Origin of the sequence: Corynebacterium sp. HMSC11D10 (assembly GCF_001806995.1) — a bacterium.
Classification (GTDB): Bacteria; Actinomycetota; Actinomycetes; order Mycobacteriales; family Mycobacteriaceae; genus Corynebacterium; species Corynebacterium coyleae.
The window spans coordinates 1-13,785 of the sequence record NZ_KV787020.1 but is presented as its reverse complement, the minus strand read 5'-3'; the positions used below and the strand labels follow the sequence as shown (position 1 = coordinate 13,785).

The following is a 13,785-nucleotide window of genomic DNA, read 5'->3' as shown; positions in this document are numbered from 1 at the left end:
CGAAACGGCCTAAAACAACTTGACAAAACACACTCAAGGGACTAACCCCAATGCAGTGTCGGAATCAGACCCTTGAAGCCCTAACCACCGAGAATTAAACCAGTCCAACTTTCGGGGGCTAGTTCACCCGTGACACGCCCCTTTAGTTCGGGCTATTAGATCCAGTTTGATTTTTAAGGAAATCTAGGGGGAGGATCGAGGAAGCATTGACAAACTCGATACCAATAACTTTGCCATTTTTGTCAATGTCTATCTCTATCTCCCCTTCCATTCCTTCTGTAGTTATTGCTGATATCTGTTTTTCCGGAAGGATGTCTGACCTTGCTATGGCTAGATAGGCTGCGTCAGCTTCTGGGTCATAATCAAAATTCATTTCTTGACTTTCGTAACAGTAATCACGTTTCCGTTCGACTTGTTGACAATGATTCGGATCTCGTTGCCGGTCTCAGGGTGGCGTAATGGCCGTAATGCTACTTGTGCATGTTGGCTTGCACAGTATTTATTTGCCGGTCGGGAAACTGTGTACTTCGGCCTTTCAGGGGAGCTGGCCTCCCTGCCGAAAGCTGATCGTCTAGCTCGCATTGAAGCGTAACTAGACGACCAGCACGAACTGCCCGGGAACGTCCCGCCAAACTCCCCACCAAACCCACCTTGAGCCACTCTCGCGCAACTTTTTTCGCGTTGACAGGAACAGACTCAACTTCTCGTGCGTTACACATAGTGCGAAACAAAATTTAGGCACGAAAGGATGATGCGATATGGCATCGAAGTACACACAGAAGACGCAGGAGGCTTTGCAGCAAGCGCAGATGCGTGCGTCGGCTGCGGGGAACCCGGATATGCGCCCGGCTCATGTGCTTGAGGCGTTGCTGAAGCAGGACGGCGGCATTGCTGCCCCGGTGCTCAAGGCCACGGGTGTGGATCCGGAGACGGTGGCGCGCGAGGCTGGCGAGCTGATTAGTGGTTACCCGAGCGCGGAGGGCCAGGGCATGGCCAACCCGGGGATTAATAGGGATCTGCAGACGGCGCTGAGTGTTGCGCAGGATCTTGCAGGTGAACTTGGCGACGAATACGTTTCCGCCGATGTTCTCCTCGCCGCGATTGCAAAGGGCAAGGACGATGCAGCGGAGTTGCTGCAGAAGCGTGGCGCAACGTTTGAGGCGCTCAAGGAGGCGTTCCCGTCGGTTCGTGGTGGCAAGAAGGTCACCTCGGAGAATCCGGAGGATCAGTTCCAGGCGCTGCAGAAGTACTCGACGGACCTGACTGCTCGTGCGCGTGAGGGCAAGATTGACCCGGTGATCGGCCGCGATTCGGAGATCCGCCGTGTGGTTCAGGTGCTTTCCCGTCGTACGAAGAATAATCCGGTGCTGATCGGTGAGCCGGGCGTCGGTAAGACTGCGATCGTTGAGGGGCTTGCGCGCCGCATTGTGGCGGGCGACGTCCCGGAGAGCCTGAAGGGCAAGACCCTGATTTCGTTGGATCTTGGCTCGATGGTTGCGGGTGCGAAGTACCGCGGTGAGTTCGAGGAGCGTCTGAAGGCTGTGCTCGATGAGATTAAGGAGTCGAACGGTCAGATCATTACGTTTATCGACGAGCTGCACACCATCGTCGGCGCCGGTGCCACCGGTGATTCCGCGATGGATGCCGGCAACATGATTAAGCCGTTGCTGGCTCGCGGTGAGCTGCGTCTGGTCGGTGCGACGACGTTGGATGAGTACCGTCAGTACATCGAGAAGGATGCCGCCCTGGAGCGTCGCTTCCAGCAGGTTTACGTTGGGGAGCCGACGGTCGAGGACACGATCGGTATTCTGCGTGGCCTGAAGGAGCGCTACGAGGTGCACCACGGTGTGCGCATCCAGGACTCGGCGCTGGTGTCGGCGGCGGAGCTTTCCAACCGCTACATCACGAACCGGTTCCTGCCGGATAAGGCGATCGATCTTGTCGACGAAGCCGGCTCCCGCCTCCGTATGCAAATCGATTCTTCCCCGCAGGAGATTGATGAGCTGGAGCGTATTGTTCGTCGTCTAGAAATCGAGGAGATCGCGCTGCAGAAGGAGTCTGACGCGGCGTCGAAGCAGCGCCTCGAGCACCTGCGCGAGGAACTCGCTGATCAGCGTGAACGTCTCGGTGAGATGAAGGCGCGTTGGGAAAACGAGAAGGCTGAGGTGAACAAGGTCCAGTCCGCGAAGGAGGAGCTCGAGCGCCTGCGCAACGAGTCCGAGATTGCGGAGCGTGACGGCGACTACGCCAAGGTCTCCGAGCTGCGCTACGGCCGCATCCCCGAACTGGAGGCGGAGGTAGCCAAGGCGGAGTCTGAGGCCAGCAACAAGACGATGCTGGAGGAGGAAGTCACGCCGGACATCATCGCCGATGTCGTCTCTTCCTGGACGGGCATTCCGGCCGGCAAGATGATGCAGGGTGAGACCGAGAAGCTGCTCAACATGGAATCTGTGCTGGGTGAGCGTGTCGTCGGCCAGAAAGAAGCCGTCGTCGCGGTGTCGGACGCGGTGCGTCGCTCCCGTGCGGGCGTGGCGGATCCGAACCGTCCGATCGGCTCGTTCCTCTTCCTCGGCCCGACGGGTGTGGGTAAGACGGAGTTGGCCAAGTCGCTTTCGGAGTTCCTTTTCGACGACGAAACCGCAATGATCCGCATCGACATGTCCGAATATGGCGAGAAGCACTCGGTTGCGCGCCTGGTCGGTGCCCCTCCGGGATACGTCGGCTACGACGCTGGCGGCCAGCTCACTGAGGCTGTTCGTCGTCGTCCGTACTCGCTCGTGCTTTTCGACGAGGTAGAGAAGGCCCATCCCGACGTCTTCGACGTGCTTCTCCAAGTGCTGGACGAGGGGCGCCTCACCGACGGCCAGGGTCGCACCGTCGACTTCCGCAACACGGTGGTGATTCTGACCTCCAACCTGGGCGCTGGTGGTGACCGCGACCAGATCATGGAGGCTGTGAAGCGCCACTTCAAGCCGGAGTTCATCAACCGTCTCGACGATGTTGTGGTGTTCGATCCGCTGAGCAAGGACCAGTTGGTCGGCATCGTCGACATTCAGCTGGAGGGCCTGGCCGAGCGTCTCGCCGCCCGTCGCTTGGTGCTGGAGGTGTCGGATTCGGCGAAGTCTTGGCTGGCTGACCGCGGCTACGACCCGGCCTACGGCGCTCGTCCGCTGCGTCGCCTGATCCAGCAGGCCATCGGTGACCGTCTGGCGAAGAAGTTGTTGGCCGGTGACATCCGCGACGGCGACACCGTCCACGTTGATGTTGCCGACGGCGGCGAGTTCCTCGACGTTACTGCTGGCGTCACCGCCGCCTAGTTCGGTGCTGTCGCTGTAAGCCCAGGTCGGGTGGAGAAAATCCGCCCGGCCTTTTCTTCTGTACGCTCCTTTTCCCGGACATTTGTCGCTTAATGAAAACGTGTTTCAATTCACTCGACGTACCCCGGTGTGATCCGTATCATTCATGGCCCCCGTCCCCTTTAGGAAAGGAGCACCACATGTCCACCCCAACTTCTATGCGCGCAGCAGTTGCCGAACAGTTCGGCCCAACCGTCAATGTCAAGGAAATCGACCTTCCCAAGCCGGGCCCGTTCCAGGCACTGGTGAAGCTCTCCGCCAGCGGCATCTGCCACACCGACCTCCACGCAGTGGAAGGTGACTGGCCGGTGAAGCCGGCTCCGCCGTTCGTGCCTGGTCACGAGGGCGTCGGTGAGGTCATCGAGTTGGGTCCGGGTGAGCATTCGGTCAAGGTTGGCGACATGGTCGGCAACGCTTGGCTCTGGTCCGCATGTGGTGAGTGCGAGTTCTGTCGTACCGGCCGTGAGACGTACTGTAAGCAGGCAGAGTACGGCGGCTACACGGTGGATGGTTCCTTCGGTGAGTACATGCTCGTCGATACGCGATACGCCCCACGCATCCCGGAAGGCGCCGACCCAGTCGAGGTCGCACCGATCCTCTGCGCTGGCGTCACCGTGTACAAGGGCCTCAAAGAAGCAGAGACGAAGCCGGGCCAGTTCATGGTCATCTCCGGCATCGGCGGCCTCGGCCACCTCGCGGTGCAGTACGGCGTGGCCATGGGCATGCGCGTGATCGCGGTGGACATCGCCGACGACAAGCTCGAACTCGCCAAGGAACTCGGCGCCGAGTTCACCGTTAACGCTGCTAACACCGACCCGGGTGAGGCTGTGCAGGAGTTCACCGACGGCGGCGCGCACGGCGTGCTGGTCACGGCGGTGCACCCGGCTGCTTTCGGCCAGGCCATCGCGATGTGCCGCTCCAACGGCACGATCGTCTTCAACGGTCTGCCTCCGGGGGAGTTCCCGGCACCGATCTTCGACATCGTGCTGCGTGGCATCACCATCCGCGGCTCGCTGGTCGGCACCCGTCAGGACATGGCGGAGGCGCTCGACTTCTACGCCCGCGGCGAGGTGAAGCCGCATGTCACGGCGTGCGAGCTCGACGACGTGAACAAGGTGTTTGAGGACATGCGCAACGGCAAGATCGCTGGCCGTATGTCCATCAAGTACTAGGCGTTCCGCTCTTCGCCTGTGGCGTGTTTTTCTGTACACTAGCCGACAGACCGTCTTGATAGACCTTGTCTTCGGCGGTGAGGGTCTTGTTGAAGCATTTGTTGCTTGCAAGGCCCTCGTTTCGTTTAGCACTGTGACTTCGTCGAAGGGGGCGACGGCGCACAGCCACCGAAAGCCCACAAACCAACAACCCTTCCACCAACCCTTCCAACAATCCGGCCACTCCGCGATACACTGCCCCTTATGCAGCCGACTACGACGATTCTCACCCGTGTTGTCATTCCTGGTGTGGAGAGTGAGCAGCTTCGGGCTCAGCAGATTGGGTCGAATTTGTTTGTGGTGGCGAGTGTGCCGTTCGTCGATACGACGCTCGCGCTGGGGGACATTGTGGAGTGCGTGCTGGTTGGGGGCGCGTTCCATGTGGATCGTGTGGTGGTGCGTGGGGGCGCGTCGACGGTGCGTGTGTTGCCGGAGGATGAGAGTCCGCAGGAGATTGCGGCGACGCTGCTGGCGTTTGGTTGTCGCGTGGAGTTGGGCCCTGGTGGCATGTTGGCGGCGAGCATTGGTGCGGATTGTCCGCGCGAGGGAATCGCGGAGTGGCTTGGCGGTTTGGCGGAGCAGGGTGCGATTCAGCTTGCTCCGGGCTACATGGCTTAGCAGCGGCACCAACCGCCTTACACCGCGCCCCGACCCCGAAACCTCGTTACACTTGCGCGCATGAGCGTTTTCGTTTCTGCCGCGGATCTCAATGAACGTATTCAGGCTGGCCTGAAGCAGACCGTTATTGCTTCGCTGTGGGAGCCGGAGGCCGGTAAGGCGTGGTCGAAGTTTCAGTCCGAGCATGTGCCGACGGCGTTGTTTTGTGATCCGTCGTCGCAGTTGGCGGGGCTGCCGGGTCGCAAGGCGGGGCGTAACCCGTTGCCGGCGTTTGGTGTGGTGAAGAAGGCGGTTGCGAATTGGGGGATCGAGGAGGATCGCCCGGTGTACATCTACGACGGTGGCAACGGGCTGTTCGCGGCGCGCACGTGGTGGATTCTGCGTTGGGTGGGCGTGACTGATGTGCACATCGTGGATGGTGGGTTTGCGGCGTGGAAGCGCGAGAAGCTCCCCACGGTGGCGGGGCCGGGTGGCATTGTGGTGCCGCGCGAGCCGGAGCGCCTGGAGCCGGGGAGTATGCCGACGGCGTCGATGGAGGATGTCCGCGAGTTTGAGGGCATGATCCTGGACGCGAGGAGCGCGCGCCGTTTCGCAGGCCGCCGCGAGATCCTGGACCTGCGCGCGGGTCACATTCCGGGTGCGGTGAATCTGCCGGTGACAGATCTTTTCGACGACACCACGCACCTGATCAAGGACACCAACACCATCCGCGGCCGCCTGGCGGAGGTCGGCATTACCCAGAACACGGACCCGCAGAGCGTGATTACGTATTCGGGTTCGGGCAACCACTCGGCGAAGTTGTTGGCGGCGATGGAGCACGCTGGCCTGCCGGTGTTGACGCACTATGTGGGCGGTTGGTCGCAGTGGAGTGCGAATAAGGAGAACCGCGTGGTTACGCGTGTTTAGCGTGTCGTGTCGGCGGGCGCTGTAACATCGTCGCTGATGATTGCTGTGCTGTTAGTTCTCGCGTTTGTGGCGCTCGCCGCTGGTGTTGCGCTGTTTGTCGCTGATGCGCGTGAACGAAGCCCACGGCGTGCGTGGGCGCGGCAGCACGGATTTACGTTTGCCAAGGTAGACGATCTGCTGGCGGCGGAGTGGCGTCGTGGTGCGGCGTCTGCGGGGGCGACGGCGCGCGAGGTCGTGTCGGGCTCCGCGTTCGGCCATGATCTGCACTTGGCGGATTTGGGGGAGACGACGGTGCTTGCGGTACCCACCGGCCGCGAGGCGGATGTTGTGGTGGATATGCGCCGCGACGGGTTCGAGCCGACACAGCGCGACGATGACCTGGTGGAGGCCACCCGCGAGGGCGCGTTCACGGTCCATGCCACGAGTGTTGGCCCTGCGCGCAGGCTTATCGACGACCGCGTGCGCACCGCCCTATCCACCCTCCCGCCCGCAGTCAACGCGGTGTGGTTCGAGGGGGCATGGGTGATTGCCCAGTTCGCGCCGGGTTCCACAGCGCAGGATTGGGATGCGTCGTTGGCCGCGGTGGCGCTGCTGGCGGATGCTGCGCGCACACTCCCGCCGGTCGAGGACGCTCCGTTGTGGGTGGGGGAGGAGAAGGTGCAGGGGGTCGTCGAGAAGCAAGCGGGCCCTGAGCGGCCGGAGGATCCGGTGGAGCTGCCCACGCGGGTCACGGGTGGGGAGCGCGGTGAGGTCGAGGAGCGCGATCTTGGTGGCGACGATGTTGCCGCGATTGCTGGCGACGAGCGCACCGGCACCGACCTGACACGGGTCAAGCGTGTGCAGGGACCGTCGTCGATTTTTGATTCTGAGGAGAAATGATGAAAGAACAACTTGCTGAACTGGTCAAAGAGCTTGCCGTGGTGCACGGGAAGGTAACGCTGTCGTCGGGCAAGGAGGCTGATTACTACGTGGATCTGCGTCGCGCGACGCTGCACCACGAGGCCAGCCCGCTGATCGGCAAACTGCTGCGTGAACTGACCGCTGATCTGGACTTCGACGCTGTTGGCGGCCTGACCCTGGGCGCGGACCCAGTGGCTACTGCCGTGATGCATGCGGAGGGGCGCCCGATCGACGCGTTTGTGGTGCGCAAGGAAGCGAAGAAGCACGGTATGCAGCGCCGCATCGAGGGCCCGTCCATCAAGGGCAAGCGCGTGCTGGTGGTGGAGGACACCACCACGACCGGCAACTCCCCGCTGACCGCGGTGGAGGCCTGCCGTGCGGAGGGCGCCGAGGTGGTTGCGGTGGCCACGGTGGTGGATCGTGCGACGGGTGCGGACAAGGTGATTGCGGACGCCGGCCTGGAGTACCGCTACCTGCTGGGCCTGGAGGATCTCGGGCTTGCCTGAGTTAGAAAACAGCGCCGGGGACGGCGCAGAGCCAGCAAAGGGCCCGACCGAGTGGATGGAGGGCCGCCACGGTGTGGGCCCCTGGGAGGGCGAGTGGCCGGATGATCCGCGCTACGACCCGGAGTACCTCGAACACGGCGACACCCGAAACGTCGTCGACGCCTACCGTTACTGGTCGCTGGACGCGGTCGTCGCAGATCTGGATACGCGCCGGCACCCGTTCCATGTCGCGATTGAGAACTTTGAAAACGACATGAACATCGGCACGGTCGTGCGCACCGCGAACGCGTTTCTGGCCAAGGAGGTCCACATCGTGGGCCGGAAGCGTTGGAACCGGCGCGGCGCGATGGTGACGGACCGCTACCAACATATTCGTCACCACGAAACGGTCGCGGATCTCATCGAGTGGGCGAACGGCGAGGGCATCGCTGTCGTGGCCATCGATAACACCCCCGGATGCGTACCCCTGGAAACAGCCGAGCTGCCCCGCGAGTGCGTGCTCCTCTTCGGGCAGGAAGGCCCCGGCGTGACCGAGGCCGCCCAGGAGGCGGCGGTGATGACCTGCTCAATCGCCCAATTCGGCTCGACGCGCTCGATTAACGCGGGCGTGGCGGCGGGGATCGCCATGCATGCCTGGATCCGCCAGCATGCAGACCTGTCTCACGCGTGGTAGCAAAACGGCGCGGTCTGGCAATATAACAGGCAAAATAACTGGCAACACACGTGGAAACGTCACTACTTAGAGGAGACATCAGTGCCTGAAACCTGGGCGCATCGTGCTGATTTGGCGGAATCGGCAATTACTGAACGTCACGCCCAGAAGCTCTGGATGTTGCCGAAGACCAACATGGCCGTCGTCGCCTGGCCGCCGGGGCTGAAAGACAAGCTGTTTTGGCACTGGCATTACTGGTGGCAGGCGCAGTACCTGGATTGCCAGGTGGATGCGGCGATGCGACGTCCGACGAAGACGCGTCGACGCCGGATCCTCCAGACGATGCGCACGATCCAGGGGCGTAGCCGCGGCCGCTTGACCCGCAACATTTACTACGACGACAAGGCGTGGCTTGCGCTTGCCTGGGCGCGTGCGGGGCAGTTGCCGAAGAATAACGGCAAGGTGTCGTCGAAACGCTCGAAGGTGCTCGAGGATCTGGAGTTTGACCTGCTCTCGGGCATCGACCCGGTGGTGGGCGTGCTGCCGTGGCGTACTGGGGAGACGTTCTACAACATTCCGTCGAACGCGACCGCCGCGATGGTGTTCGCGCGCACGGGCCGGTTGGATAAGGCGCGCGAAATCGTTGACTGGATCTTTGACAACCTGGTGCGCGAGGACGGTCTGCTCAGCGACGGTGTTCGGATGCGTATGTCGGGGCCTGAGGTCGTCGATAAGATTTACACCTACAACCAGGGTACGGTGCTCGGCGCGAGCCTGGAGATCGCGCTCGCGCTTCGCGAGGACGTCGGGCTCGCCCACGACGAACCCATCGACTCGTTCGAAAACTCCGAGCGCGCCGACGCTTCCATGTTCTACATCACCCACATCCGCGCGATCGTGCAGGCCATCGCCCTGGAGATGGCCACTCCGCAGGGCGTGCTGCTGAGCCCGCCGGAGGAGTCCGGCGAGGGCGACGGCGGCCTGTTCAAGGGTATTCTCGCGCGCTACCTCGCTGACGTGGCCACGCGTCTGCCGGAGGATTCGAAGGAGAACATCGCCACGAAAAAGATCGCGGCGCGCCTGGTCATGCAGTCCGCGGAGTCGCTGTGGTCGCACCGCCTGGAGGTCGACGGCCTGCCGGTTTTCGCCGCGGAGTGGACCGAGGATGCGCGACTGCCGCATAACTATGGGTTGGGGCCGGCGTCGATTAGCGAGGCCGTGGGGCTCGTGCGTATCGACGAACGCGACCTCTCCGTCCAACTCTCCGGCTGGATGCTGCTTGAAGCAGCGGCGAAGGTGTCTGCAGCAATGGCGTAATATCGTGAGCACCGTTGTGGCAAAGGGAGGTGCTCGGGACGCATGCAGAAGAACAAGCGGGCGTTGATCGTCGTTGATGTGCAGGCAGGATTCCTGTCCGACTACACGTCGCGTTGCCTACCGCGCGTGCACGAGCTCCTCGCTTCTGATGAGTTTGACCTGGTTATCGCTACCAGGTTTTTCAACCCTGATGGGTCGGCGTTCCGTACCCGCATTAACTGGGATCGGTTGTCCTCGCCTGAGGAAGTGCAGCTCGATCGGCTCGTGGAAGAGCGCGCGGACATCATCATCGACAAGGACACCTACGGTTGCGGCGAGGCTTTGCTTTCTGCACTGAAGTCTCACGGGATTTCGGGGGCTACCCTTGTCGGCATTGATACTGACGTGTGCGTTTTGCAAAACGCTGCGTACCTCTTTGACCATGGCGTCAATGTTGATGTGGACCTAGCGGGTTGCGCCACAAACGGTGGCCCCGAAGCAGACGCTGCCGCGGCACGTCTGATGGGGCGGACAATCGGTTATAAACACACGCGCGGACACACCGCAGCGTAGGAACAATTTCGGGGGCGAAATGCAGTGGGGGTTTACAAGATACGAGTTTGCGCCGACAGATGTCGGTGGGCCGATCACAGATGCGCGCGTTATAGCTCGTATCGAAGGCGAATTCCGAGCTCTCGGGTGGGAGCAATGCACGGAAGTGTTTGGTACGCGCGATCAAGCATTGTTGCTACCACGCACGTATGCAATCGTCTCAAAGGGCGATACCTTGCTTTATCTTTCCCAATCCGGGTACGGAGTGGCCCGATACCAATTCGACTACCGCGCTGATATCGGGGAAGAGCCAGTTGCATCCGTGGCAAACGCGCTTCGGGATCGTGTTCTGTTCCAGCAATCACTCAGCGATTCACCGGATGAGGCAGTGCGTGAAGTCGAAGAATTGATTCGGCGCATTCGGAAGATTCAGGAGCGTTACCGTCGGGAACTCTTCCGAGGTTCTGCAAACGACGCGGTGCACGAATATTCATTCTCGGTCTACGCGGTATCTGAGCCCGTCGACGATCGCTTGGTCCACGCGCTTCTGCATCCAAGAGATGTTGGTTGTTCCCTAGGACTGGATCAAGCCAACCTTCCGTCGACCAACCACTTGGTAGACCGAATCAATGGAACAATCCCAAATCTTCCGTGCCCGATCATTGATAGTCAAGGGCACCGTTTCTGGAGCAGCTGGTCGGCCAGCGTTATCGGGGCAAGTTGTTCAGGACTAGAGGAACTCGTCTCACTTAGTGAATTCAGAGTTCAGTCGACCTGGCTCGCTGCACACAAGACCGCGAAGATGGCAGCACAGGTTGACCTCGCAGGACTCGATTCGAAGGGATCCTCCAAAATGCGATTCCTCCAGTCTGACTTTGTATTGGTTGTCGCACGGCACCGTGAACGCTTAGGGGCTCATTCACCTGCACTCCACTCAAGCTTGTTGGACGAAATCAATCGTTCGAGTGATCTCGACGCCGAAATAGCTCGAGCCGAGACAAACCTCGAATCTGCTGTTGCAACGATGGCGTATTACGACGAACGCTCGAACCTAAAAGGCCGAAGACTCATTGAATTCGCAGCGTGGGTTTTCGGTGTAGCGGGTCTAGCCGAGCTTCTTGTCGAGCTTCCACTCCGCCCAAACACGTTTGCTACCCACCCGTTTTCTTTCGCTGCGTGGCTCCTCTTGGCCACTGTTGGGGGCATTGTGGTTTTCCGTCAGCGGTAGTTTTCTAAAACGGGCATACTGGTGTGCGTAAACGGTCCCAATCCCAGGAGGATTTTCATGCCTATCGCAACCCCCGAGGTCTATAACCAGATGCTGGATTCCGCCAAGAAGGGCGGCTACGCGTTTCCGGCGATTAACTGCACGTCTTCGGAGACGATCAACGCGGCCATCAAGGGGTTCGCGGAGGCGGAGTCGGACGGCATCATTCAGTTCTCCATCGGTGGTGCGGAGTTTGCGTCCGGTCAGGCTGTGAAGAACAAGGTGACGGGCGCGAAGGCGTTGGCTGCGTTTGCGCATGAGGTGGCGAAGCATTACGACGTCAACATTGCGCTGCACACCGACCACTGCCAGAAGGAAGTGCTCGACGACTACGTGCGTCCGCTCATCGCTTACTCCCAGGAGCGCGTGAACGCCGGCGAGCTGCCGTTGTTCCAGTCCCACATGTGGGATGGTTCCGCGGTTCCTATCGACGAGAACCTGGAGATCGCCCAGGAACTCCTTGCTAAGGCTCGCGCTGCGAACATCATTCTCGAGGTGGAGATTGGTGTTGTCGGTGGTGAAGAGGACGGCGTTGAGGCGAAGGCCGGCGCGAACCTGTACACCTCGGAGGAGGACTTCGCCAAGACCGTTGATGCCCTGGGTACCGGCGAGAATGGCCGCTACCTGCTGGCTGCCACCTTCGGCAATGTCCACGGCGTGTACAAGCCGGGCAACGTGAAGTTGCGCCCCGAGGTCCTGGATATGGGCCAGAAGGTTGCGGAGAAGAAGCTCGGCCTGGCTGAGGGCACGAACCCGTTCGACTTCGTCTTCCACGGCGGCTCCGGCTCCGAGAAGGAGAAGATCGAGGAGTCCCTACGTTACGGCGTGATCAAGATGAACGTGGACACGGATACTCAGTACGCGTTCACCCGCCCGGTTGTCTCGCACATGTTTGAGAACTACGACGGTGTGCTCAAGATTGATGGCGAGGTGGGCAACAAGAAGATGTACGACCCGCGTTCCTACCTGAAGAAGGCCGAGAACGCTATGGCTGCGCGCGTCATCGAGGCGTGCCAGGACCTCCACTCGGTGGGCAAGTCGGTTTCCAAGTAAGCCACTGCTTATCGACGACACCACCTCCCCGGGCCCCACAGCCCAGGGAGGTTTTCCCTTTCGGGCCTAAGCTGTTTAACCATGGCTAAGCAGAGGATGGGCACGCGCGCGCGTCTGCAGTTGGTTGATAAGTCGCTGCAGTCGCGGGTGAAGCGTGTGCGGAAGCGGTTGTTGCCAATTTTGCAGATCGCCTTGGCCGCCGGGTTCGCGTACTACATTGCGCACGACGTGATGGGTCACGCCCGGCCGTTTTTCGCCCCGATTGCCACGGTGATCATCATTGGCATGACGGGCGGCGACCGTGTGTCGAAGTCGGTGGAGATGGCCATGGGCTGCGTGCTCGGCGTGCTGGTGGGCGACCTGATTTTCTACCGGCTCGGCGCCGGCGGCTGGCAGATCGCGGTGATTGTCGCCGGGTCGTTGTTGATCGCGTCGTTTTTGAGCAAGTCAGTTCTGGTGAATAATCAGGCCGCGATCGGTTCGATCCTGATCGCGACAATCATGCCGCCTGGTAGCGAGTTCACCGGCGTGGACCGCACTATCGACGCCATCATCGGCTGCCTGATCGCAATGGCAGTCATCGCCCTGGTGCCTCAGGCTCCGATGTCGGAGGCCCGCGCGGAAGTGTCCAAAGTGATGGGCATCGTCTCTTCGGTTCTCGACGACGTGGCCACCGGCCTCCGCGAACGCAACCCCAACATCATCGACGAGGCCCTCGAGCAAATCCGTGGCACCCAAACGGGTATCGATGACTTAGCCGCCGCGATCAAGTCCGGCGAAGAAGCCAGCCGTGTCTCTCCGTTTTTGTGGGGCACTCGCCGCTACATCAACTCCCTGGCGCGCGTGATCCCGCCGGTGGACAACGCGGTGCGTACCTCCCGTGTGCTCGCGCGCCGGGCTCACGTTCTTGTCGAGGACAGCGACACCATCACCGAACAACAAATCGAGCTCTTGGACACCTTGTCCCGCGTCTGCCTCGAACTTTCCGAGGTCTACGACGTGAACTCCCGCGTCGCCCAGGCCACCGTCATCCCGGAATGCGTCAACGAGTTGCGTGCTGCGGGCCAGGCCGCCGGCATGGATATCGTGCCCAAGGATGCCGTCCTGTCCGCCTACGCCATCCTCGCGCAGACCCGCTCCCTGATCGTGGACCTGCTGATGGTGTGCGGCATGTCCCGCGAGTCCGCCCTCGCCGCCCTGGTGCCGACCTCCAAGACGCCCAAGTACGAGCCGGAAACCTTCGACTTCGACTAGTTTCACGCCGCCCTGTTGCCGGCGCCGGTGAGCCGCCCTTCCGCCGCGCCGCCCTGTTGCCCGCCCTGCTCCCTGATCGTCTAGCTCCCTCGCGGCACAACTAGACGATCTCGCCGCTACCGAACATCATGTGCAATATCACCTGGGAAAACTTCGAACCCGAATGCTGATCGTCTAGTAGTGTTATGTCCATAGAGTTTTTGGACAAGGAGTC

Annotated in this window: 13 protein-coding genes; 12 read left to right on the top strand and 1 reads right to left on the bottom strand. The window is 61.2% G+C overall.

Annotated elements, in window-relative coordinates:
* Positions 1–142 precede the first annotated feature (142 nt).
* The gene (locus HMPREF3120_RS01370; RefSeq protein ID WP_070450128.1) at positions 143–373 is read right to left on the bottom strand and encodes a DUF2283 domain-containing protein; all 231 of its coding nucleotides are present in this window, start codon (positions 371–373) and stop codon (positions 143–145) included.
* A 385-nt stretch (positions 374–758) separates the two neighbouring features.
* On the opposite strand from HMPREF3120_RS01370, the gene clpB reads away from it, so the two are divergent.
* The 12 genes from clpB to HMPREF3120_RS01310 all read left to right on the top strand — a co-directional run bounded on the left by clpB (position 759) and on the right by HMPREF3120_RS01310 (position 13,571).
* Complete coding sequence (clpB, locus tag HMPREF3120_RS01365) at positions 759–3,317, top strand: ATP-dependent chaperone ClpB (protein WP_070450124.1); 2,559 nt, start codon at positions 759–761, stop codon at positions 3,315–3,317.
* Between the two features lie 179 nt (positions 3,318–3,496).
* Entirely contained in the window at positions 3,497–4,528 is a 1,032-nt protein-coding gene (gene adhP / locus HMPREF3120_RS01360; RefSeq protein WP_070450121.1) for an alcohol dehydrogenase AdhP, read from the top strand.
* 243 nt (positions 4,529–4,771) lie between these two features.
* The gene (locus tag HMPREF3120_RS01355; RefSeq protein ID WP_070450118.1) at positions 4,772–5,185 is read left to right on the top strand and encodes a DUF4265 domain-containing protein; all 414 of its coding nucleotides are present in this window, start codon (positions 4,772–4,774) and stop codon (positions 5,183–5,185) included.
* 60 nt (positions 5,186–5,245) lie between these two features.
* Entirely contained in the window at positions 5,246–6,091 is an 846-nt protein-coding gene (locus HMPREF3120_RS01350; protein ID WP_070450114.1) for a sulfurtransferase, read from the top strand.
* Positions 6,092–6,127: 36 nt separating this feature from the next.
* Positions 6,128–6,970: a type III secretion system chaperone family protein gene (locus HMPREF3120_RS01345; protein WP_070450131.1), complete on the top strand. Its 843-nt coding sequence runs from the start codon at positions 6,128–6,130 to the stop codon at positions 6,968–6,970.
* A complete protein-coding gene (pyrE, locus tag HMPREF3120_RS01340) occupies positions 6,967–7,497 on the top strand; it encodes an orotate phosphoribosyltransferase (RefSeq protein WP_070423263.1) in 531 nt (176 codons plus the stop codon). Before HMPREF3120_RS01345 ends, pyrE begins: the two co-directional genes overlap by 4 nt.
* A gap of 55 nt (positions 7,498–7,552) precedes the next feature.
* Positions 7,553–8,170, top strand: a complete 618-nt coding sequence (locus tag HMPREF3120_RS01335) for a TrmH family RNA methyltransferase (RefSeq protein ID WP_070423341.1) — start codon at positions 7,553–7,555, stop codon at positions 8,168–8,170.
* 81 nt (positions 8,171–8,251) lie between these two features.
* A complete protein-coding gene (locus HMPREF3120_RS01330; RefSeq protein WP_070450111.1) occupies positions 8,252–9,466 on the top strand; it encodes a glycoside hydrolase family 76 protein in 1,215 nt (404 codons plus the stop codon).
* Positions 9,467–9,508: 42 nt separating this feature from the next.
* Positions 9,509–10,018: a cysteine hydrolase family protein gene (locus tag HMPREF3120_RS01325; protein WP_070423261.1), complete on the top strand. Its 510-nt coding sequence runs from the start codon at positions 9,509–9,511 to the stop codon at positions 10,016–10,018.
* A gap of 19 nt (positions 10,019–10,037) precedes the next feature.
* On the top strand, positions 10,038–11,225 hold the full coding sequence (locus HMPREF3120_RS01320; RefSeq protein WP_070450108.1) for a hypothetical protein: 1,188 nt from the start codon (positions 10,038–10,040) through the stop codon (positions 11,223–11,225).
* 57 nt (positions 11,226–11,282) lie between these two features.
* Complete coding sequence (gene fbaA, locus HMPREF3120_RS01315) at positions 11,283–12,317, top strand: class II fructose-bisphosphate aldolase (RefSeq protein WP_070450105.1); 1,035 nt, start codon at positions 11,283–11,285, stop codon at positions 12,315–12,317.
* Between the two features lie 81 nt (positions 12,318–12,398).
* Positions 12,399–13,571 carry an FUSC family protein gene (locus HMPREF3120_RS01310; protein ID WP_070450102.1) on the top strand — a complete coding sequence of 391 codons (1,173 nt, stop codon included), beginning with the start codon at positions 12,399–12,401 and terminating at the stop codon, positions 13,569–13,571.
* Positions 13,572–13,785: the final 214 nt, after the last annotated feature.

Bases quoted from the DNA above. Each gene is read 5' to 3' on its own strand.
- HMPREF3120_RS01370 (WP_070450128.1), bottom strand. From the start codon at position 373: ATGAATTTTGATTATGACCCAGAAGCTGACGCAGCCTATCTAGCCATA.
- clpB (WP_070450124.1), top strand. From the start codon at position 759: ATGGCATCGAAGTACACACAGAAGACGCAGGAGGCTTTGCAGCAAGCG.
- adhP (WP_070450121.1), top strand. From the start codon at position 3,497: ATGTCCACCCCAACTTCTATGCGCGCAGCAGTTGCCGAACAGTTCGGC.
- HMPREF3120_RS01355 (WP_070450118.1), top strand. From the start codon at position 4,772: ATGCAGCCGACTACGACGATTCTCACCCGTGTTGTCATTCCTGGTGTG.
- HMPREF3120_RS01350 (WP_070450114.1), top strand. From the start codon at position 5,246: ATGAGCGTTTTCGTTTCTGCCGCGGATCTCAATGAACGTATTCAGGCT.
- HMPREF3120_RS01345 (WP_070450131.1), top strand. From the start codon at position 6,128: ATGATTGCTGTGCTGTTAGTTCTCGCGTTTGTGGCGCTCGCCGCTGGT.
- pyrE (WP_070423263.1), top strand. From the start codon at position 6,967: ATGATGAAAGAACAACTTGCTGAACTGGTCAAAGAGCTTGCCGTGGTG.
- HMPREF3120_RS01335 (WP_070423341.1), top strand. From the start codon at position 7,553: ATGGAGGGCCGCCACGGTGTGGGCCCCTGGGAGGGCGAGTGGCCGGAT.
- HMPREF3120_RS01325 (WP_070423261.1), top strand. From the start codon at position 9,509: ATGCAGAAGAACAAGCGGGCGTTGATCGTCGTTGATGTGCAGGCAGGA.
- HMPREF3120_RS01320 (WP_070450108.1), top strand. From the start codon at position 10,038: ATGCAGTGGGGGTTTACAAGATACGAGTTTGCGCCGACAGATGTCGGT.
- fbaA (WP_070450105.1), top strand. From the start codon at position 11,283: ATGCCTATCGCAACCCCCGAGGTCTATAACCAGATGCTGGATTCCGCC.
- HMPREF3120_RS01310 (WP_070450102.1), top strand. From the start codon at position 12,399: ATGGCTAAGCAGAGGATGGGCACGCGCGCGCGTCTGCAGTTGGTTGAT.